At 35.4% G+C, this 19,242-nt stretch carries 23 protein-coding genes and 1 tRNA gene; 10 read left to right on the forward strand and 14 right to left on the reverse strand.

The genetic code is table 11. The annotated features are described in order from the left end of the window. Window positions 1-7 precede the first annotated feature (7 nt). Window positions 8-199 (reverse strand): YtcA family lipoprotein, encoded by a 192-nt coding sequence (locus QQS39_RS06490; protein WP_285805879.1) that lies wholly within the window; start codon window positions 197-199, stop codon window positions 8-10. Between QQS39_RS06490 and QQS39_RS06495 the strand changes: the two genes are divergently transcribed. Further along, window positions 135-323: a hypothetical protein gene (locus QQS39_RS06495; RefSeq protein WP_265576351.1), complete on the forward strand. Its 189-nt coding sequence runs from the start codon at window positions 135-137 to the stop codon at window positions 321-323. The two genes, QQS39_RS06490 and QQS39_RS06495, sit on opposite strands and share 65 nt — an antisense overlap. A gap of 318 nt (window positions 324-641) precedes the next feature. Here the strand turns inward: QQS39_RS06495 and fabA are convergent, their stop codons facing one another. Then, window positions 642-1,160, reverse strand: coding sequence for a bifunctional 3-hydroxydecanoyl-ACP dehydratase/trans-2-decenoyl-ACP isomerase (gene fabA, locus QQS39_RS06500; protein ID WP_023581351.1), 519 nt, complete (start codon window positions 1,158-1,160; stop codon window positions 642-644). A gap of 83 nt (window positions 1,161-1,243) precedes the next feature. After that, window positions 1,244-2,986 carry an AAA family ATPase gene (locus QQS39_RS06505; protein ID WP_285805589.1) on the reverse strand — a complete coding sequence of 581 codons (1,743 nt, stop codon included), beginning with the start codon at window positions 2,984-2,986 and terminating at the stop codon, window positions 1,244-1,246. 361 nt (window positions 2,987-3,347) lie between these two features. Here QQS39_RS06505 and matP point away from each other — a divergent pair, with 361 nt between their 5' ends. Beyond that, window positions 3,348-3,809 (forward strand): macrodomain Ter protein MatP, encoded by a 462-nt coding sequence (matP, locus tag QQS39_RS06510; protein WP_196735781.1) that lies wholly within the window; start codon window positions 3,348-3,350, stop codon window positions 3,807-3,809. Window positions 3,810-4,001: 192 nt separating this feature from the next. On the opposite strand, the gene ompA is transcribed toward matP, so the two are convergent. Next, on the reverse strand, window positions 4,002-5,093 hold the full coding sequence (gene ompA / locus QQS39_RS06515; RefSeq protein ID WP_151434733.1) for a porin OmpA: 1,092 nt from the start codon (window positions 5,091-5,093) through the stop codon (window positions 4,002-4,004). Between the two features lie 347 nt (window positions 5,094-5,440). Next, complete coding sequence (gene sulA, locus QQS39_RS06520; RefSeq protein WP_151434734.1) at window positions 5,441-5,992, reverse strand: SOS-induced cell division inhibitor SulA; 552 nt, start codon at window positions 5,990-5,992, stop codon at window positions 5,441-5,443. A 229-nt stretch (window positions 5,993-6,221) separates the two neighbouring features. Between sulA and QQS39_RS06525 the strand changes: the two genes are divergently transcribed. Then, a complete protein-coding gene (locus tag QQS39_RS06525; protein WP_100159601.1) occupies window positions 6,222-6,830 on the forward strand; it encodes a TfoX/Sxy family DNA transformation protein in 609 nt (202 codons plus the stop codon). 70 nt (window positions 6,831-6,900) lie between these two features. On the opposite strand, the gene yccS is transcribed toward QQS39_RS06525, so the two are convergent. Further along, window positions 6,901-9,069 (reverse strand): YccS family putative transporter, encoded by a 2,169-nt coding sequence (gene yccS, locus QQS39_RS06530; RefSeq protein WP_151434736.1) that lies wholly within the window; start codon window positions 9,067-9,069, stop codon window positions 6,901-6,903. A gap of 114 nt (window positions 9,070-9,183) precedes the next feature. Here yccS and helD point away from each other — a divergent pair, with 114 nt between their 5' ends. Continuing rightward, complete coding sequence (gene helD / locus QQS39_RS06535; RefSeq protein WP_285805590.1) at window positions 9,184-11,235, forward strand: DNA helicase IV; 2,052 nt, start codon at window positions 9,184-9,186, stop codon at window positions 11,233-11,235. Window positions 11,236-11,237: 2 nt separating this feature from the next. Here the strand turns inward: helD and QQS39_RS06540 are convergent, their stop codons facing one another. Beyond that, window positions 11,238-11,696, reverse strand: a complete 459-nt coding sequence (locus QQS39_RS06540) for a methylglyoxal synthase (RefSeq protein WP_069368776.1) — start codon at window positions 11,694-11,696, stop codon at window positions 11,238-11,240. A 137-nt stretch (window positions 11,697-11,833) separates the two neighbouring features. On the opposite strand from QQS39_RS06540, the gene QQS39_RS06545 reads away from it, so the two are divergent. Beyond that, the gene (locus QQS39_RS06545; protein WP_151434738.1) at window positions 11,834-12,247 is read left to right on the forward strand and encodes a CoA-binding protein; all 414 of its coding nucleotides are present in this window, start codon (window positions 11,834-11,836) and stop codon (window positions 12,245-12,247) included. A 79-nt stretch (window positions 12,248-12,326) separates the two neighbouring features. Here the strand turns inward: QQS39_RS06545 and hspQ are convergent, their stop codons facing one another. Next, entirely contained in the window at window positions 12,327-12,647 is a 321-nt protein-coding gene (gene hspQ / locus QQS39_RS06550; protein WP_006537351.1) for a heat shock protein HspQ, read from the reverse strand. Between the two features lie 196 nt (window positions 12,648-12,843). On the opposite strand from hspQ, the gene QQS39_RS06555 reads away from it, so the two are divergent. Beyond that, window positions 12,844-13,125 (forward strand): acylphosphatase, encoded by a 282-nt coding sequence (locus QQS39_RS06555; protein WP_151434739.1) that lies wholly within the window; start codon window positions 12,844-12,846, stop codon window positions 13,123-13,125. A gap of 44 nt (window positions 13,126-13,169) precedes the next feature. On the opposite strand, the gene tusE is transcribed toward QQS39_RS06555, so the two are convergent. Next, window positions 13,170-13,499, reverse strand: coding sequence for a sulfurtransferase TusE (gene tusE / locus QQS39_RS06560; protein WP_023581360.1), 330 nt, complete (start codon window positions 13,497-13,499; stop codon window positions 13,170-13,172). Window positions 13,500-13,681: 182 nt separating this feature from the next. On the opposite strand from tusE, the gene QQS39_RS06565 reads away from it, so the two are divergent. Beyond that, window positions 13,682-13,769: transfer RNA gene (locus QQS39_RS06565), tRNA-Ser, on the forward strand. A gap of 174 nt (window positions 13,770-13,943) precedes the next feature. Here the strand turns inward: QQS39_RS06565 and QQS39_RS06570 are convergent. Then, window positions 13,944-14,174, reverse strand: coding sequence for a DNA polymerase III subunit theta (locus QQS39_RS06570; RefSeq protein WP_285805591.1), 231 nt, complete (start codon window positions 14,172-14,174; stop codon window positions 13,944-13,946). Window positions 14,175-14,356: 182 nt separating this feature from the next. Then, entirely contained in the window at window positions 14,357-14,686 is a 330-nt protein-coding gene (locus QQS39_RS06575) for a hypothetical protein (RefSeq protein ID WP_151434741.1), read from the reverse strand. Between the two features lie 301 nt (window positions 14,687-14,987). On the opposite strand from QQS39_RS06575, the gene QQS39_RS06580 reads away from it, so the two are divergent. Together QQS39_RS06580 and QQS39_RS06585 are read left to right on the forward strand one after the other, a co-directional pair. After that, on the forward strand, window positions 14,988-15,119 hold the full coding sequence (locus QQS39_RS06580) for a hypothetical protein (RefSeq protein WP_285805592.1): 132 nt from the start codon (window positions 14,988-14,990) through the stop codon (window positions 15,117-15,119). 184 nt (window positions 15,120-15,303) lie between these two features. Continuing rightward, entirely contained in the window at window positions 15,304-16,185 is an 882-nt protein-coding gene (locus QQS39_RS06585) for a hypothetical protein (protein ID WP_151434742.1), read from the forward strand. A gap of 858 nt (window positions 16,186-17,043) precedes the next feature. On the opposite strand, the gene QQS39_RS06590 is transcribed toward QQS39_RS06585, so the two are convergent. Further along, window positions 17,044-17,496 carry a multidrug/biocide efflux PACE transporter gene (locus tag QQS39_RS06590; RefSeq protein ID WP_151434743.1) on the reverse strand — a complete coding sequence of 151 codons (453 nt, stop codon included), beginning with the start codon at window positions 17,494-17,496 and terminating at the stop codon, window positions 17,044-17,046. A gap of 100 nt (window positions 17,497-17,596) precedes the next feature. On the opposite strand from QQS39_RS06590, the gene QQS39_RS06595 reads away from it, so the two are divergent. Then, window positions 17,597-18,469, forward strand: a complete 873-nt coding sequence (locus QQS39_RS06595) for a LysR family transcriptional regulator (RefSeq protein ID WP_285805593.1) — start codon at window positions 17,597-17,599, stop codon at window positions 18,467-18,469. 75 nt (window positions 18,470-18,544) lie between these two features. Here QQS39_RS06595 and QQS39_RS06600 read toward each other — a convergent pair whose 3' ends face one another. Beyond that, window positions 18,545-18,883: a DUF1869 domain-containing protein gene (locus tag QQS39_RS06600; protein ID WP_196735792.1), complete on the reverse strand. Its 339-nt coding sequence runs from the start codon at window positions 18,881-18,883 to the stop codon at window positions 18,545-18,547. 9 nt (window positions 18,884-18,892) lie between these two features. Continuing rightward, window positions 18,893-19,225 (reverse strand): TehB family protein, encoded by a 333-nt coding sequence (locus QQS39_RS06605; RefSeq protein WP_151434746.1) that lies wholly within the window; start codon window positions 19,223-19,225, stop codon window positions 18,893-18,895. Between the last annotated feature and the right edge of the window lie 17 nt (window positions 19,226-19,242).

A 19,242-nucleotide genomic window follows, 5' to 3' on the forward strand; every position in this document is an offset into this window, starting at 1 on the left:
GTCCTTTTTACTTAGGAAAAAATAATAACCAAGTTAACATTGAAATTAATGCTGTAACGCAAGGATATACAATAATAACAGGGTGCAAAAAGAAGCGCCCTTTAGTTTTGGATAGTATGATATGGATGATAATCATGCCTAAAATGCCAATGGCAGAACATAATAACCAATCAGGAAATGATGCACCAAATAATACAATGGAAGGGGCAGGTGAGCATCCTGTAAGAAACAATATCATTAATACAGTTGCTACTAAATTTTTTATATTATTCATAACATCCTATTTTCTAATAATGACGCATAAAAATGGCTTATTAAAATAAGTAATATCATTCATTATTGCACAAAACTTATTTAAAAATATAACAATAAGCTAAATTTATAGTCTTTGTTTAACTTTTAAATGTTAAATTTATCTTTGATATAAAAACAAAGAATAGATGAAATTCGGAGTTATGATCTGAATAAGATTAAATTACTCACATAATCAAAATGTTATCACTATGCTTTCTTGGAAAGGTAAGTTTTCAATATGATAGGTAGGATGAAAAACTAGATGAGAATAAGTTTTATTTTTATAACAGAAATAAAAAAGCCTAATCTTAAAAAGAGTAGGCTTTAGTCTATCAGTTACTGACGATTTAGAATGCAGTCGTATCTTTAAATAAGCCAACTTTTAAATCTTTTGCTTCATAAATCAGCTTACCATCAACATACACTTCACCATCGGCAATACCCATAATCAGTTTACGATTGATAACACGTTTGAAATCAATTTTATAGGTAACTTTTTTTGCTGTTGGTAATATTTGTCCAGTGAATTTTACTTCGCCAACACCAAGTGCGCGGCCTTTACCTTCACCACCAAGCCAGCCAAGATAGAAGCCAACAAGTTGCCACATGGCATCTAGACCTAAGCAACCCGGCATAACAGGATCATTGACGAAGTGGCAATCAAAGAACCATAAATCTGGCTTGATATCGAATTCTGCTTCGATAAAGCCTTTATTATGGGTGCCGCCATCTTCTGTCATTTTAATGATGCGATCCATCATTAGCATATTACCAGATGGCAGTGGTGGGCCATCTTGGCCAAATAATTCACCACGGCCTGAAGCAATGAGGTCTTCTTTAGAATAAGATTCGCGTTTATCAACCATTGTCTATATAGCCTTTATCAAGTGTAAGATAACAGAATAGCTTACACTTGTACGCTGAACAACTCCGATCACTTGAAACAGAATTATCTGAATAGACGTAAGAACCAAGGTAATTTAGGTCTATCCTGATTATTTGCGAGTGTTATACGATCATGAATAACAGCTAACAAGTGTGAGTCTGATTGTTCTGGTTCACATTGCTCTTCATAATATGGTTGACGAGTCAGTAACGTTATCGCTTCTGCTACATGAGTGACAGGCCAAATATGAAATTTTTCTTCTTTTACCGCTTGTTGCACATTTTCGTTGAGTACAAGATGACGAATATTAGCAAGAGGAATAATTACGCCTTGCGCACCCGTTAATCCTCTTTGTTGGCAGATATCAAAGAAGCCTTCGATTTTCTGGTTTACGCCACCAATTGGTTGGACTTGACCAAATTGATCAACGGCACCTGTAACCGCAATTTGCTGATCAATAGGTTGTTGTGCCAGTGTGCTAATAAAAGCACATAATTCAGCCAAAGAGGCGCTATCACCATCAACCTCACCATATGATTGCTCAAAAACAATCGAGGTGCTAAATGGCTGCGGTTGGTCTAAACGTAATTCTGAGTTTAAGTAAGCTTGCATAATCATCATTCCTTTAGCATGAAGATTGCCACCAAGCTCTGCTTTTCGCTCAACATCCGTAAACTCACCATCACCTATATGTGCAACGCAGGTAATACGAGTCGGCTCTCCGATTAAATCAGGATATCCCGGGTAATCTAAGACAGAAAGCCCATTGATTTGACCAATAGCTTCACCTTCTGTTTGTATCATTACTTGGTCTTGTAAAATCTCATCACGACTACGTTCTAACAAATAACTGTGTCGCCATAGGCGGTTTTCTTCAGCTTTTTTCAATGCATCGGCATTTAGAAAAGCACCATGATTAAAACGTATGGCATAACGAAGCTGGCGTAAGATCCATTCTAAATCTAGGCTCAGTATTAACTGATCTTCATGTTGTCTTGCTGCTTGTGTTAGCAAGACTTCCCAAGCATCCGCAGATAGAGAAGGGAGGCGATATTTTTGACACAATGAATTTACAAATCCACACCATTGAGAAAGAGCGGTTTCGTCTTCTAAATACATGTCGTATTCATATTCACCATATAAAGCAGTGCTACTTAGTTCTGGCTCCATAAATTCAAGCTCTTCAAGGCTAAGTCTATCGCCAACTAAGATAACTCGAAGATTGAGCGGCATGCTCTCAATAGGTAAAGGTAAGGATTGATTGTCATTCCAGACAAGCCATTCAAAACGCTGCTCTTCAACCATTTTTTTAAGGCGGAACCACATTAGTGGTTGTGCAAGTAAAGATTTTATAGAGAGGACTAAGATGCCTCCATTTACTTTATGCAATAAGCCTGGGCTGAGGGTAACTTCATCTTTATGGCAATAGAATGAACCAAAGAGTTGTTCTGGCTCTATCCATTGGCAACAAGTAATAGATTCTGATGATGAAAATGCACCTTGTACATTATCTTGCCAATTGATTTTATTGGTTTCTGCTTGATAACTGCCAACAACAGGATCAGTTTTGATCCCTGATTGCATTAATGTGTCTGTCAGCATATCAAAGTAAGCAGCAGAATCATCCACTTTTAACAGCATAAACTGCCCTGAATCTGCATTATTTAACCATTGCAGGCTTTCATACAGGCGAGGTTGAACCTCACGAAGTAGAGATGCAGGTAATTGAGATGCCGTTTGAAAGAAAGTTTGGTAGGAGGCGTAATCAGGACGTAACGCCTGCCATTCTAATTCGTTGTTTTTCAAGGTTACCGTTTTTATTATTGATTAGTGAAAAGAGATAATTAGATATCGTATAAGTCGATATCTATCCTGCAATAAGACGGTTCTTTAACTGTCATCAACTGCATAGGCAGGGAATATGTACCGCTACGACCTTATAATGACGGGTTAAAAATGGGTCATTAAGGTTTTATGATAGCGACGCTCGATTCTATCATAACGCGCTCAGAAAACTATCCCTTATCAAGGCTTGTTATTAATTGATAAGAAAGATTATGTAAAATAAATTTGTCTATAAAATAATCGAAAAATTTCGGTTCAGTGGCAGTATTTTTGTAAAATTGTTGATATGCTACTATATAGTTACGTTGTCACGGGATTTTGTATGAAATATCAACAATTAGAGAACCTAGAATGTGGCTGGAAATGGGCCTATCTAGTAAAAAAACACCGTGAAGGTGAATTAATTACCCGTTATATAGAAAGAAGTGCCGCTGATGAGGCTGTCGAGCAATTGTTGCTTCTGGAATCGCAACCACTAAAAGTTTTAGAGTGGATAGATTTGCATATGGATCCTGATTTATCTAATAGGATGAAGCAAACGATTAGAGCACGAAGAAAACGTTATTTTAATGCTGAGCATCAACACACGCGCAAAAAATCAATCGATTTAACATTTAAAGTTTGGCAGCGCTTATCTGCATTGTCACAACGAAGAGGGATCACATTATCAGAAACGATCGTGCAATTAATTGAAGATGCTGAGCGAAAAGAACAATATGCATTAAAAGTGCATAGTTTAAAAGATGGGCTTATTGAGTTATTAGAACGCGATAAAGAAAAATAAGTTACATTAATTTTGGCTTACTGGTCTCGACAATTAATTTGTTTTTATTGTGATATTTCATACTGGCCCGAACACATTTTTGTCTTTATATTTTTACCTAATTTTATCTACCTAATTTTATCGCCATAAAGAAAAACCCTGCCATTGGCAGGGTTTTGAATTCATCAACAGTAGATTATTCTACTATCTGAATTATTTACCAGCAGGAACAACAACTTCAGTTGTACCTTGGATTTCGATCTCAACACGACGGTCTGGCGCTAAGCAATCGATCAGAGCTGAACGAGCTTTAACGTTGTCACAAGTGTTGCCAGTAACTGGGTTTTCTTTACCACGACCTTCTGCAGAGATGCTGTTTGCAGGGATACCTTTAGAAACCAGGTAATCAACTACAGATTGAGCACGTTTTTCTGACAGAGGCAGGTTGTAGTTTTGTGAACCGATACGGTCAGTGTAACCGATAACTACTACACGACCTTGAGTTGGGTCGATGTTAGCCAGTTCATTGTACAGACCATTCAGAGCATCTTGACCTTCAGCTTTCAGAGTAGATTTGTTGAAGTTGAACAGAACGTCTGAACGCAGAGTAAAGGTTTTGTTCTCAACAACTGGAGCTGGAGCTACAACTGGAGCTGGAGCTACAACTGGAGCTGGAGTTTCTTGGTTGAAGCGGTAAGCAACACCAACACTCAGCATGCCGTTGTCTGGACGAGCATTCAGAGTACCTTTATCACCGATGTTGTTGATCCATTGATATTCAACACGGGTAGCGATGTTTGGAGTGATCGCGTATTCAGTACCTAATGCGAATACTGGAGAAACACCAGTGTCGTTATTAGAGAAACGTTCTTGTTTTGGAGATAAAGAAGTAGCGTTTTTAGTTGCAGAAGAATCTGCACGCCATACCATACCACCTAAACGTGTATAAACGTCTAAGTCTTCCATTACTGGATAGCTTAATTTAGTGGTTAATTGGATACCTTGAGCACGGAATGCACCGTTGTCATATGAACCTTTGTAAGTCATACGACCTAACCAATCATAACCCAGTTCAAAACCTAAGTATTGGTTGTATTGATAACCAGCAAATGCACCTGCACCTAACTGATCACGGTGAGTGTTACCGTTACCAATAGAAGTTTCACCGAAATGGTTACTAGTACCTTGGTATTGAGACCAACCTAATTTACCACCGGTATACCAGGTATTGTCTTTTGGAGCTGCTTGCGCTGCAGTTGCGAAAGCTGCCACTGCCACTGCTAATGCGATAGCTGTCTTTTTCATTTTACGCCTCGTTATCATCCAAGTTAGGCATTTGGCTTTAAGCCTTATTATTTGCCCTTGGTTAAATTATTGTTAGGAATCCAATGCTCTCATCAAATGATGATCCCAAAAATGGGATTTAAAGCATAACCTTAACGACATAAAGTCTACAATGAACTTAAAAAGTTACAAGTAATCCTTTAAAATTCGACTTAAAATTTTAAAAAGATCCGTCTTATTCCACAATGGGGAAGATTCTGTATTTTTGTTAAATTTGTTGTAACTATATGATTTAGGTTATAAATACATTTGACTTATCTTAAATGATATCAGCGTGTTTTGAGTATTAGGAAAACTCTTAAATTTCACTAATGGTAGTGAATTGAATGAATTTTTACGGAATTCAAATGTCGTTTAGATGCATTACTACTTTCTAAATGGATATTTGTATTAACTTGCTGTCGCATAATAAACCCAAGGGTTTTTCCTTTACTTGCAGCAGATTCTAATCGTTTCATCTCTTCTGACGATATTTCTGGTAACCAACCGAGTACTACACTGTAATTACCACTCATCAGTGCTTTTTCCATTAAATCAACAGTAGTTATCATATTTATATGATTTAACTGAATTATCTTATTAAGTGGTAATCCCGCATTTTTTAACCAAGTACGATTTAGTTTTTGTTGTGGGTTTAACCACAATAACCAACGTGATTCATGACTATACTGTCTCAGTAATGGCAAAAGGATGTGATTAATGACGAGCGGATTTTGGTAGAGAAGTTCACTCACCATACCTTGTTTATTGTTGCTATCGTAAGTCGCCACTGTTGAAGGGATAGATAGAGGTAATACCTCATTTGAGATCTCTTGGAGAATGGCGTTCTGTCTTGTCGGAGATGATGTTGAGAGTTTCATATTTACCTCGTTCCATGTATACTGTATGAATATACAGTATCTCTATATTTCGCTTAAATCAAGCTCCTTTTTTTGAAAGTTCCTCTCAAATTTTATGTAAATCTCTATTTTTGAGTCGTTAACTATTGGCAATATAAAGGAAATTCTTTATTGTCTTTCTTGTGATGTCTTATGCATGTTTTTGAATTCAAAGATAAAATTTAATCTTAAAGTATGTGTTGGAGTTTCAATGTTATTTTTACCTGAGCAAAGGAAGGCTCATTTATTATCGCGTATTGCGCAATATGGAGAGTTAACAACAAAGTCTCAATTTGGTGGCGTTAGCTTAATGATTGATGATGTTATGTTTGCTATCACGTCAGATAATGAGTTTTATTTAAAAGGAAGTGGCTTTTTAGAAACTCTTTATAAGGCAACAAAAATGAGTTCCTATACCTATTTGAAAAAAGGAATTCCTATCATATTGCGTTATTACCATATAACGGATTCGCTATGGGAAAATCAGCAAAAATTAGATCAATATATTGATATGTCATATCACTACAGCATTCAAGAATATTTAGGACAACGAAAGAAGCCTTGCAGAATAAAAGACTTACCTAATCTAGGCGTGATATTAGAAAAAAGATTGAATCAAATTGGCATTAATCAAGTTGAAGAACTGCGTTTAATCGGTGCTAAAGCGTGTTATCTAAAATTAATGCATAGCCACAATTTGAGGAATAGTGAACTTTTACTCTCATTGGCAGGAGCTATCGTCGGGTGTCATCGTTCTGTATTACCTAGTCAACTTAAAATGGAGTTATTAGATTGGTACAACGAATTATCTTTCCAATAAGATAAAAACAATGACCGTTATTTTCTCTAATGTACTTATGGAAATTAGAGAAAATAACGTCAATATGAGTCTAAACTTGAGGTTGAGGTAGGCTGTTTGATTCGCTTTGCTCAATAATTTGGATACAACTAATAATTTGTGGCAGTAAATCCAATAGTAAGCGGATCTGAGTAAGTACTAATTGAATGCGAGGATTATCTGCATTAGGTAATAGATTAATCCTTTCAATTAATTCTACATGAGATTGCTTAAATCCTTCGTCTTGCGGTGTTTTGCGACGTAAAGCAGAATCGATATAACAAACCGTATCATTAAGCAATGTAAGCACATTCTCATCTTCTATTTTTGAACGATGAACACCAAGTGCAGAAATATAACTGAGTAAAGTATGATTTAAACAAAGCAACTGGAATGCTACTTCTTGGGATGCTTGATAGCTTTTTGGCTCTGATGACATATTTGAGATCAGTGAAGCTAATTCACCATCACTGCTATGAGCATTTCGACGAGCAATTCGATAACTCAAGCTATTATCTTTCCCTTGGTAATATTGAATAAGGATGGCATCAAGATAATAACAGTTATTCGTCATTGTTTTTTGAATAACAACAGGCAGTTGACGGAATTTCCAATCAGGCCAAATAAAACTAACTGCAAACCATGCTATGGCACAGCCAATTAAGGTATCAATAATACGAGGAAGAGCAACATCATAACCTTCACCAAGCAGATTGAAGCTTAATAAAACCAATAAAGTAATAAATAGTGTGGCATGTGCATATTGTATGGTTCTAAATGCGAAAAAGAGCGTACCTGTTATCACAATTAAAACGAGTTGCCCTTCAATTGAAGGCACAAAATATAAAATAGGGAAGCCAATTAAAATACCAATAATAGTACCACTTACACGCAGTGTAAGACGTCGGCGAGTCGCATTGTAGTTAGGTTGGCAAACAAATAGGCTGGTCAATAATATCCAATAGCCTCTATCCAATTGGAAAAATTGAATAATGGCATAGCCAATACATAAAACCAGTGACATCCTAACGGCATGCCTAAAAAGCGCCGATTTAGGCGTAAGGTGCTCTCTTATTCTTAGTGCAATATCGCGCCATCCTGTTAAACCATCATCAGAAAGTTGCGTTTCTTCCTTTTGGTCATGGGATATTTGATATTGCTCTGTACTAATACTTCGTAAAAGCGCATCAATGCCTTGAAGGTTTTGCAATAAATTATTTAAAGGCGTTATTAGTTGTGGTTCTGAAGTCGTATTTTTTAAATGATTTAATGCATTCTCTAAATAATTTATAGCGCGCTCTAATGAAGGGTTATGCTGATATTTTTTATGCCAAAGAATAGATTGTGCAACTTGTTCACACGCTCGTGCTTGCATAGAAAGTAAACGTTGAAAACGAAATAACACATCGCTATGTCGTAATTCATTACTTAATAGTTGATATTGAACATGTGACGAACTTGCTCTTTCATGAATATCCTGAGCAACAAAATAGTAATGAAGTGTGAAACGGCTACTACGTTGACCTCTATCACCTTTTAATCGACTTAATAATGTAACTTTAGTTTGGTTCATCGAGTCAATTAATTGGCTATTTGCCATTGCTAAATTATAAAGGGAATGTTGATAGTCATCTTCGATATCAGGATCAAATAATGTTGCTTTAGCTTCGAGGTAAGTTGCAAGCTGTTGGTAGCAGCGAGTTAAATTGTCCTGAACTGGGCGAATTGGGAATAATAAGTGACCAACCAATGTTAAAGAGTTATACCAAATAGCGCCTAATAGCAATAAAACGGGTTGTTCATACCATTCAGGGAAAATAGGCATACCGAGCATAGTATAAATTGCGATTAATAAAGCACCAAAAGCAATGGTTGCGTACCGTTGCCCTAAAGCACCTAACAAAATAAATCCCCAAGTAGAAATGGCTAAACCGCAAAAGAATAAAATAGGATATGGATAAAGCAATCCTATTGATGCTGAAGCAAGAAGAAAACAGCATAAAGTGATAACGAGGTTTTTTAAACGACCAACAAGCCTATCATCTAAGTCAGTTAATGCAGCTGCAACCACACCTAAAGTTAGAGGAATTGTGTATTTAGGCTCTTGTCCTAAAACCCAAGGAAACAAAGTCGTTCCTGTAAGCGCGATTATTATGCGAATATAATATAAAAAGTGGCTATTATAGATAAATCGGCGGGCGCCATTTAGCAAAGTGAACACAAAAAGCCCTTAAATAAACAAGATGAAGATAATTACCTCTTAGAATATAGGGTTTATCACCGATTAAAAAGAGCTTAACAACAGACTATTTGTTATTTATTGCAGGAATTACGTATGGAACTGAAATCCACCCCGATGGGACAACGTTTAGCACAGCATCCTTATAATAGAGTCAAATTGTTAAATGCAGGTATTGAAGTCAGTGGTGAAAAACATCAGTATTTAATCCCTTTTAACGAATTGATTAATATTTACTGTAAAAAAGGAATTGTGTGGGGGGAATTAGAATTTTTATTGCCTGAAGATAAAGTTGTTCGATTGCATGGAACAGACTGGGAAGAAACTCAGCAATTTTATCGTTATCTTTATCAATCATGGCAAAATTGGAGTAAAGAAATGAGCGAAATAAGTGCTCAGGTGCTTGAGAAGCAACTCCATAATATTAATGAAATTACTCAATCAAATAGATGGATAAAACAGCCTAAACTTAGTGAAATTCAGCAATCTATTAAAGAAAGCTTTTCCGCTATTCCCCTTCCTCTTGAACGCCTTACTCAATTTGATAATTGCCATACTCTTTATCAGCAATGTTTAGAATGGTTACAGCAAGGTGAAGCACTTATTAATAAAGAAAATTCTGCATGGGTAACTCAAATATTAAATGAGCATGCGGAATTTTTTAATACGATTGAATCATCGCCGTTAAATGAATCTCAGTGTCGCGCCGTAATTAATGGAGAAGAAAATATTCTTGTACTTGCTGGTGCGGGAAGTGGCAAAACTTCTGTATTAGTCGCAAGAGCAGGCTGGTTATTACGTCGCCAGTTAGCGCAACCAGATCAAATATTATTACTTGCTTTTGGGCGTAAAGCTGCACAAGAAATGAATGAAAGGCTTTCTAGTCGTTTAAATGCCGATATTATGGCAAAAACGTTCCATGCACTGGCATTATCCATCATTCAACAAGCGACCAAAAAACAACCTAAAATTAGTGAGCTTGAAATAAATAGTGAAAAAAGAAGAGCTTTATTATTAGGTGAGTGGCGAGAGCAGTGCCAACAGAAAAAAGCACAAGCAAAAGGGTGGCGAGAGTGGTTATCTCAAGAATTAGAGTGGGATATTACTGATGGTGAGTTTTGGCATGATAAAAAATTAGAAAACCAAGTTGCCGTAAGATTAGAGCGTTGGGTTAGTTTATTAAGGATGCAAGGCGGTAGCCAAAAATCGCTGATTGACAGTGTACAACCCGAATATACAGAAGCCTTTAAAAAGTATTTAAAATTATTATCGCCATTATTAAAAGCGTGGAAAACTGCATTAAAAGAGGAAGATGCCATCGATTTTTCGGGCTTATTACATCAAGCTATTAATCTTATTGAAAAAGGGCGTTTTATTAGCCCATGGAAACATATTCTTGTTGATGAGTTCCAAGATATTTCACCATTAAGAGCTTCATTATTAACCGCATTAAAACAGCAAAATAAGCAAACATCTCTATTTGCAGTCGGAGATGATTGGCAAGCCATTTATCGTTTTAGTGGCGCAGAATTATTATTAACGACCTCTTTCCATCACTCTTTTGGTGAAGGTGCTGAATGTGCATTAGATACGACTTATCGTTTTAATGACACGATAGGAAATGTTGCCAATACGTTTATTCAACAAAACCCAGCTCAATTATCTAAACCTTTAAATAGTTTAGTGAAAGGCAATAAAAAGTCAGTTGTGCTGTTATCTGACGATCAACTTGAAAATCTACTCAATAAAATGAGTGGTTATGTAGAAGAAAATGAAACTATTCTTTTACTCGCTCGTTATCACTATTTAAAACCAGATTTATTAAAAAAAGCGAAAACACGTTGGCCTAAATTAGACCTACAGTTTATGACTTTTCATGCTTCAAAAGGGCAACAGGCAGATTACGTTATTATTTTAGGTTTACAAGAAGGTAAAGACGCTTTTCCAGCACCAGCAAGAGAGTCGATTATTGAATTGGCATTACTGCCTAGTGTTGAAGATTATCCTAATGCGGAAGAGCGACGCTTAATGTATGTCGCTTTAACAAGAGCAAAAAAACAAGTATGGCTATTATTTAATAAACAACAGCCATCTTGTTTTGTTTCAGAACTAAAATCTCAAGGTGTTCCTATACAGCGAAAACCTTAGGATTATTTTAATCTCTCTTTTAAATAGCCTTCGTAATCTGGAATTTTAATTGTAGATTCTTGTGAAAAGAAAGGTGATGAAATTAAAAAATTCGCAGTTGCACGATTTGTTGCAACTGGGATGTTCCAAACTGTAGCTAAGCGTAGAAGGGCTTTAACATCGGGGTCATGCGGAACGGCATTTAATGGATCCCAAAAGAAAATCATAATATCAATTTTCTTTTCAGCGATCATTGCACCAATTTGTTGGTCGCCACCCATGGGACCACTTAGCATTTGAGTAACAGGAAGACCAGTGTGGTGATTAATTAAGTTACCGGTAGTTCCTGTTGCGAATAGCTTGTGTAGAGACAGTTGTTCACGATTATTTTCAACCCACTCCAGTAATGAGCTTTTACAGTGATCATGGGCAACAAGCGCGATATTTTTTTCTTTTAGGAGCGTGCGGTCAATTTGTTCCATTTGATACCTTTAAAAATAAATATAGTAATTGTTTCAGTTTTCAAAATACCTTTTTTTTATCTTATAAGCTATGAACAGATCAAGATACTATGATGTATCATAATATTTTCAATCTTCATGATGAACGGAGTAGATAAATGGTGGATTCAGACATTTATGACATTTTAAGAAGCGTTAAAACCATTGCGCTTGTTGGTGCGAGTAATAAAGAAGATCGCCCAAGCTATAAAGTCATGAAATTCCTATTAGAACAAGGCTATGATGTTATTCCTGTCAATCCAGGCATGTCAGGGCAAACCTTATTGGGGCAACTATGTTATGCCTCATTAAAAGATATTCCTGTTGCTGTCGATATGGTTGATGTTTTTCGCCAATCTGACGTAGCATTAGAAATTGCGCAAGAAGCCATTGAAATTAATGCCAAAGTATTATGGTTGCAGATTGGTGTTATTAATGAAGATGCTAAAGACTTAGCTGAAGATGCCGGGTTACGTGTGGTAATGGATCGTTGTCCTAAAAAAGAAATTGAAGCACATGGTCTTCCTTGGTAATACGCCAAAATAAAATCGCCGAAAACAAATTCGGCGATTATCATTTCATTCAGATTACTGGTTATGTAGATTAATTGGGTTAATTTCTTAATCGTGGCGCCTGTAGTTGGCTACGAATTGACTGTGATAACTCATCCAATGAGTCATTATCTAAGTGTTCATCTGAAACTTCATAGGTTATCTGCGCTTCAGCAAGATAAGTATGAACAGGTTGCCCTTCATCATCTTCCATCACAACATGGTACCAAGGTGCTGCTCGCAAGGTCACATTAGATGCAATATCATCCTCATTAGGTTGATCAAGGGAATATTCAGCATCCACATCGACAACAACGCCTAAGTAGCCGAGTAATTTATGTCTAACTTGCTGTCCTATCCCAAATTTGCTGGCGGTCATCATAGTATCACCTCCATATAGCCTTGCTTATTGGTTATATATATGAGGGCATAAAGTGAAATTTCAAGGGTTTGGAAAAATATAATCCTTTGCTTTCATTATGAATAAAAAACCTCACAAAATCAGATTATCTATTGTATAAAGAAAAGACAATAACCTAGACAGAATTTTTATTTGAAGAAGGTTACTAGAAGGGCATATGAAAATCGGTAGAGAATATATTATTCAAGGGCGTGTTCAAGGTGTTGGTTTTCGTTTTTTTACTTATCAGTGGATGAAAAAACAGCCAATAACCGGGTATGTTTGGAATCGTGATGATGGTAGCGTGGGAGTAAAGGCTTTTGCGGAAGAAAATGCATTAAAAGAATTTGAAGATTGGTTAGAAGCTGGTGGCCCTAAAAGCGCCAAAATTACATTTTGGTCAGCGGCATCTTGTGAATATGAACAAATGGCAGATTTTTCAATCCACCATTATGAGTAACACTGTTTTAATGATTTTTAATTCTCTTTGATCGAAAGATAATATTAAATACATTTAACGGGTTTTGGTAAGCCAGCAAGTTTTGTAGCCTGTTTTGCCGGACCTTTAGGAAATAAACGATAAAGATAACGGCTATTCCCTTTTTCATCGCCATATTTTTGTGCAAGTGCTTTTACTAACATACGAATAGCAGGGGAGGTATTAAATTCTAAATAAAATTGGCGAACAAAACGGATAATCTCCCAATGTTGTTCTGTAAGCTCTATTTCTTCTAGTTCTGCTAATGTTGGAACCATATCTTCATTCCACTCATTGCTATTTTTTAAATAACCGTGGCTATCTGTCTCGATTTCTTTTCCGTTAAATACAAACATGTGCGTAGCAACCAATCAAAAATAATACCGCTAATTTAGCAAAAATAAGGGAAATACCCAAGTAGAACCCATAAATCGTTGATAAATTAAGCCATTGACTTGTAATGCGTTTAATTTTACGGCAAACAGTACAATAAGGGCTTTACAACATAAGCCTAGGTGTTTATATTGCTCCCCATTGCGGAGGGGTGGCCGAGCGGCTGAAGGCAGCGGTCTTGAAAACCGCCGATGGGAAACCATCCGAGAGTTCGAATCTCTCCTCCTCCGCCATCTCATCATCTCCTGCGTCTCCTGAAGTCTCCTAATCCCAGTAAAATAAAACATTTTATTGCCTATATCGTTTTATAGAATCTACACGATTGTTCGAAAAATAAATTAACTAACCAGATCTCATTCACCTTCAATAAAATCCTCTTTGTTGAGTAGTCACAAAAAACTGAGTAATCACTCTGTTTTTAAATACTGCACCGAATTTCCATCAGGCAATTTCTTACTTCTCTCACGATAAAATACTAACCGTTCATTAAAGTACTCGCGCAAATGTGCTGGTTGTTGTCGTTCAACTTCGGATACAACAACTGGCATGTTGAGTCGTTCTTTATATGCGACACCCGAAGCAGCCAAATCGACATTGATTTTGTCTTTTTCTTCTTTGGTTAAGTTTGCGGGGTTCATATCAGATCCGGTTTGTTATTTTTGGAGAGTATAGCAGGGTGTGGAATTAAAAATGATGATGTGGTTTTTATTGCCTGAAATACCATGGCTACATAGCATAAATTTCGGTGAAGCCCTAGTATAAGGGCTTCATTTGGTTAGCTTAATTAGAGACATAAGCGCGGCAGGCGATAACGTATATTTTATTTGAGTGAATAAGGGAGTTTACAGCTAGTTGGAATAGAAACAGTTAAAATGGCATCTACTTTTTGTCCTTCTGTTTGGGAAAAGGGACCAGGGTCAGTGGCTAAGCAGTAGAAATCTACTCTAGCACCTCGTGTGTGTGCGGGAACGCATGGGACGTTACAAGCAGGTTGGGGAGTCGTACTAAAACAAGTTTTATTGTTTAGAGTTTCTACTAAGGTTCTCATTTCTATTTGGCAACTATTATCAGCAGATACACCACCAATCATAAGTACGTAACTTAAAATAAAGATAACAGCAGATAGTAAATATTTAAATTTATTAGTCATAAAAATTACCTTTTAAATTAATTATCGCCTCAGAACCAAGTATAGATAACTAATCATATATTGCTAATCAATAATAGATAATTAAGGTTGCAGATTTTATCACGAGCTAAAACTATATATGCTGATTTTTCATCAAACGTTAAATTGGGTATTTGAGGTGATAATTCAATTCTATAATATTATAACCAGATAAACTAAGAGAAAATTAACTAATAAGGATGACATATTAATAAATAAGTATATTTTTGTTTATGAAGTATATGGTTTTAGTTCAGAACTGTTACTAAAAGGAAATATAGCGATGGAGCTTGATTTTAAAGCCTCTGATTTAGATGGCGCTTTAAGTTTTCTTTTAGATAAAGCAAATAAAGATGCTAAATTGAGGTGTTCGCATAGTTTTAGAAATAGAGTAATTACAGATATTATAAAATAATAAATTTATTCTTCCTAATAAGACCACATAAGTGGACTTTTTGTTTGCTTGATTGGCACTTGTATTTAGTCAGAATAAGAATAAAAACGACAATGCTTAAGATCACATATTATGCCTCTTAATTGAGGCTTTTCTGATTATTTTGATAGTATCACCTACAATATTAATATTTTTTGGTGATGACATGAAATCAAAAACATTAGGGTTAGATCTTCTATATTGGCAATTTGTTGATCTTGCGATGAATAAAGAATATGTAACAACGAATGATTTTCTTAGAAGATTCATAATTAATCAAGATAGAGTAAATAAAGTGATCGCTGAACTGGAAAAAACGAACGTCATTGTTAAAGATGGTGAAAGATATAAGGTTATTGGTTTTCCTACAGAATTAAATTGGCGAGAGGTAAGCTCAACACAACCCCAAGGTGATGAGTGGCAATTAAATCAAAAATATACAAATGTGCTGACAATAGAGGAAGGTAAAACATTTGTTTATCAGGATTTTTACAACAGAGGTTTCACTGGAAAGCCTGAGTTTCTTATAGACATTCATGGTGATATTACAAAGTATCATCCAGTTAGCTTTGGTGGCGTTAATGAGAGATTAAGGTATGCGTATTTATCAGCTTACTGGCCTAGAGAAACAATAGTTGCTTTTCATTATGATGAGGAAATAAGAACCTTATTTATAGATGTAGATCTTCCAGAAATTGAAGACACACCAGTATCAAATGGCGAAAGGCTAAAAACCGCAGAAGAATATTATTATGATTATGCAAGGCATGTTCATGCTATTGCTCTCAGAGTATCCGCTATTGGGTTCATGGTTTGCTCAGAAATAGAGAATATCATCGTGGCTGGATATTCTCAGATATTTAATCATGAAACTGGTGATGAAGATGATCTCTATTTAATCAATGTAAAACTGAATAGAGATAAGTTTGAAAGTTTGCCTATTAAAAATATCGCTATGAGTGATCCCATTCAGTATCTTTCAGTATTTGAAGCCTTAGTTAAGATGAATAAAAATTATAAAATGAATGCAATCGATCTGAAATGGTAATTTACTTTAGCTTGCGACTATAAATAACGACACTAAAGAGAATGAAAATAATAGTGATGTACTATTTTGTTATGGGGTATCTAGCAAGGAAACTCAAGAAGGTTTCAAACAATTGAAAAGCCTAATTGGATTTAATCAGATCATTGCAGTTGAAAGTGAGTGATTGTATGGTAAATATCATAAATTCTATAATCATCCATATAATATTGTTGATTTAGAATATTTAGCAACTTTCCTCTATCCTGCACAACTTGTAAAATTAAAGCCCTGGTTTTTTTAAGGGCTGTCTATATTTATTTACATTTTAATAAATCAGAGTATCTGACTTAATAAAGTTAAAATAAGACTAATAACTATAATAATGAGCAATACACCCAGAAGTGTTCTGACTAAAAGGCAAGAAAGTGTTGTGGGTGGCGCTTTAGGAAAAAGTGCAGAGAAACACCAATAGGCTAATATAGTGGTCAAAATAATCGAAAAAAGGATATAACTAATAAAAATGATCATTTATTGCTACTCTTTTGGTGTTAATAATAAATAACAGCTCAGTTATCACTTTATTTTTGAGCATCTACAGTATTTATTGTTCTACACAATTTTATAAGTATTTTCCAATAAGTATTAAAGTATCTTCATCATGATCAATTGTAAAAGCAATAAAATCTTTATTTTTTGCGATTTTTTAAGCCTCTGTTTGCTTAAATAGAGTGGGAGATTCTGAAAATATTTGAATAATTTTTGTTAAAACGTGAGAGTAAGAACCGTTTTATAAGGTGTTTAATAAAGTTGTTCTAAGGATGTTTTATCTTATTCGTGATAAAAACACCTAATGATAGTTCAAAAGGTGTTTTCGAGAAATTATTGACGTGCAACAACCCGTTTTTGTTTACGATAAAACCACTTTTCACGTAATTTATCGTAACTAAGATTAAATGCATAGGTATAGAAAAGGAAAAAGGCAAAGAAGCCGACTTCTAATAAGAATGCATTCCACAGTGACATCTTTAATAAAAATGCCAATATTGGTAAACCAACGATCACAAAACTTAATTCAAAGCCAATGGCATGCATGACTCTTATTTTTGTTGGTCTTGGACCTTTGATTAAAGGCCAATAGTGATCAAAAATCATGTTATAAAATAAATTCAATAACATAGCTAATGTTGATAAAACAATAGCAACGGTTCCCATTTGAAAAATTGAGCGTTCCAAAATCCATGCACTAAGTGGCGCTGTTATTGCAATAGCTATCACTTCAAATGAAACAGCGTGAAAAACGCGCTCAGTAAATGTTTTTTGATATTGGCTCATATCCCACCTCAAATTAATTATTTAGCAAAAAACAGATGCAATTATTGGTGATATTTTGTATATATACAAAATAGGAGCCATCGAAAAAACCGATACCATAATGAACTATTCCATAGAAACTCTGCGTACATTTGTTGAAGCAGCCTCACTAAAATCATTTTCTGCCGCTGCTCGAAAATTAAATAAAAGTCAGTCTACAGTGAGTAGCACAATTACAGGATTTGAAGATGATATGGGCTTTGAATTATTCGAACGAAAGGGGAGAGAATCAACGCTAACCTTTGCAGGGCAAAAGGTATTAAGCTTAGTTGAAGATATATTAGCCGCAGATGAACGATTACAAGCATTAAGAATAGAGTTATCACCAGAAATGGAGCCTCGTTTAAGTTGCGTTTTTTCTGATATGTACCAACCCCCTTATTCTGAGCAACTTTTAAAAATTCTAGATAAAGAATTCCCTCATATTGAATTTGAATTTCTTGTCGCTGAAAATGATAATGTCATTAATATGCTACAAAATAAGCAGGCACATATTGGTATGATGGAATCACGAATAGAATATCCAGCCGATATTGCTTTTGCCCGTTTACCCGTTAGCGGTAAGTTAGGATTATATGCACATAAAACTCATCCACTTGCGAAAGAAAAACAAATTAACTATCAACATTTAACCATGCATCGTCAATTGCGGCTAAGTAGTCGCGCTCAGTTTGTCATTAATAGTGAAAAAAATTGGCTGGCGCCTAACTATTTATTACTACTTGAAATGGCAGAGCAAGAAATGGGATGGGCAATATTACCCACTTGGTTAGTTGAGCAATTTGGACATGACTTACTAGTCAGTCTGAATTATGACCAGTTTCCGAAAAAAATAGATATCGATTTAGTTTGGTCAAGAAATAATCCGCCAGGAAAAGCAGGATATTGGATGATTGATAAACTATTGAAAAATAATATTCAATCTTCTCGATAAAAATGAGGGAAGCAATCACCTTCATTAGCAATAGTGAAGGTGATATAAGTTCATTATTATCTTAATAAAATTAACTCACCAACCACAGACATTTGTTTCTTCATCCATATCATAGCCACGTACAATATTGATAAGATCTTTTACCATTAGGCTCGACATATCTGCATCTAATAAATCAGTCAAAAAGCTCTCTTTATTGACAGAAACACCATTATTTTTATTTGTTAATGCTAAGGTAAGTTCTTGCGAATCAATATTTACTTTGCTTTTTAACTCATCAACTAAGAGTAAAATTTCTTGAGTTGCAACGTCTGGGATATACAGAATTTTAGGATTAAGAAAGATTTTTTGGGACTTATCTTGGCCATCAGCGCTAATCAATTCTAATAAATAGCCTTTGTTTTCATTTTCCATAATCAACCTTTAACCTTCAGCAAGTATTTTAGGATCGACATAAAAATCGACGTTAAAAACAGTATCTTGAGTTTTCGCTTCTATTTTGTGCCACGTTTCTGGTGGAAACACACCAAATTCACCTGCATTAATCACTAGAGTCTCTGTTGGCTCCGGGCTAAATTCATCTGCATAAGCGTAATAAACAATAGTACCTTGCATAACCGATAATTTAGGATAAACCCCTTGGCGAGTTCCTTTATCTAAATGTCTTTCCCAAATTGATTTAGGGGCAGTGTCTTTCGTCCAAAGTGGCGTTGCACGTACATGAATATAGTGAGTGGGGATAATAATTCTTTCCATTTTACCGCCCTAGAAAA

Source organism: Proteus appendicitidis (assembly GCF_030271835.1).
Lineage (GTDB): Bacteria > Pseudomonadota > Gammaproteobacteria > Enterobacterales > Enterobacteriaceae > Proteus > Proteus appendicitidis.

Excerpts from the sequence above, each read along its gene's own strand:
- QQS39_RS06555 (WP_151434739.1), top strand. The coding sequence starts at position 12,844 with ATGAAAATCGGTAGAGAATATATTATTCAAGGGCGTGTTCAAGGTGTT.
- QQS39_RS06600 (WP_196735792.1), bottom strand. The coding sequence starts at position 18,883 with ATGGAAAATGAAAACAAAGGCTATTTATTAGAATTGATTAGCGCTGAT.
- QQS39_RS06590 (WP_151434743.1), bottom strand. The coding sequence starts at position 17,496 with ATGAGCCAATATCAAAAAACATTTACTGAGCGCGTTTTTCACGCTGTT.
- QQS39_RS06570 (WP_285805591.1), bottom strand. The coding sequence starts at position 14,174 with ATGAACCCCGCAAACTTAACCAAAGAAGAAAAAGACAAAATCAATGTC.
- QQS39_RS06585 (WP_151434742.1), top strand. The coding sequence starts at position 15,304 with ATGAAATCAAAAACATTAGGGTTAGATCTTCTATATTGGCAATTTGTT.
- matP (WP_196735781.1), top strand. The coding sequence starts at position 3,348 with ATGAAATATCAACAATTAGAGAACCTAGAATGTGGCTGGAAATGGGCC.
- fabA (WP_023581351.1), bottom strand. The coding sequence starts at position 1,160 with ATGGTTGATAAACGCGAATCTTATTCTAAAGAAGACCTCATTGCTTCA.
- ompA (WP_151434733.1), bottom strand. The coding sequence starts at position 5,093 with ATGAAAAAGACAGCTATCGCATTAGCAGTGGCAGTGGCAGCTTTCGCA.
- QQS39_RS06575 (WP_151434741.1), bottom strand. The coding sequence starts at position 14,686 with ATGACTAATAAATTTAAATATTTACTATCTGCTGTTATCTTTATTTTA.
- tusE (WP_023581360.1), bottom strand. The coding sequence starts at position 13,499 with ATGTTTGTATTTAACGGAAAAGAAATCGAGACAGATAGCCACGGTTAT.
- QQS39_RS06605 (WP_151434746.1), bottom strand. The coding sequence starts at position 19,225 with ATGGAAAGAATTATTATCCCCACTCACTATATTCATGTACGTGCAACG.
- sulA (WP_151434734.1), bottom strand. The coding sequence starts at position 5,992 with ATGAAACTCTCAACATCATCTCCGACAAGACAGAACGCCATTCTCCAA.
- helD (WP_285805590.1), top strand. The coding sequence starts at position 9,184 with ATGGAACTGAAATCCACCCCGATGGGACAACGTTTAGCACAGCATCCT.
- QQS39_RS06595 (WP_285805593.1), top strand. The coding sequence starts at position 17,597 with ATGAACTATTCCATAGAAACTCTGCGTACATTTGTTGAAGCAGCCTCA.
- QQS39_RS06545 (WP_151434738.1), top strand. The coding sequence starts at position 11,834 with ATGGTGGATTCAGACATTTATGACATTTTAAGAAGCGTTAAAACCATT.
- QQS39_RS06525 (WP_100159601.1), top strand. The coding sequence starts at position 6,222 with ATGTTATTTTTACCTGAGCAAAGGAAGGCTCATTTATTATCGCGTATT.
- hspQ (WP_006537351.1), bottom strand. The coding sequence starts at position 12,647 with ATGATGACCGCCAGCAAATTTGGGATAGGACAGCAAGTTAGACATAAA.
- QQS39_RS06495 (WP_265576351.1), top strand. The coding sequence starts at position 135 with ATGCCTAAAATGCCAATGGCAGAACATAATAACCAATCAGGAAATGAT.
- QQS39_RS06540 (WP_069368776.1), bottom strand. The coding sequence starts at position 11,696 with ATGGAACAAATTGACCGCACGCTCCTAAAAGAAAAAAATATCGCGCTT.
- QQS39_RS06580 (WP_285805592.1), top strand. The coding sequence starts at position 14,988 with ATGGAGCTTGATTTTAAAGCCTCTGATTTAGATGGCGCTTTAAGTTTT.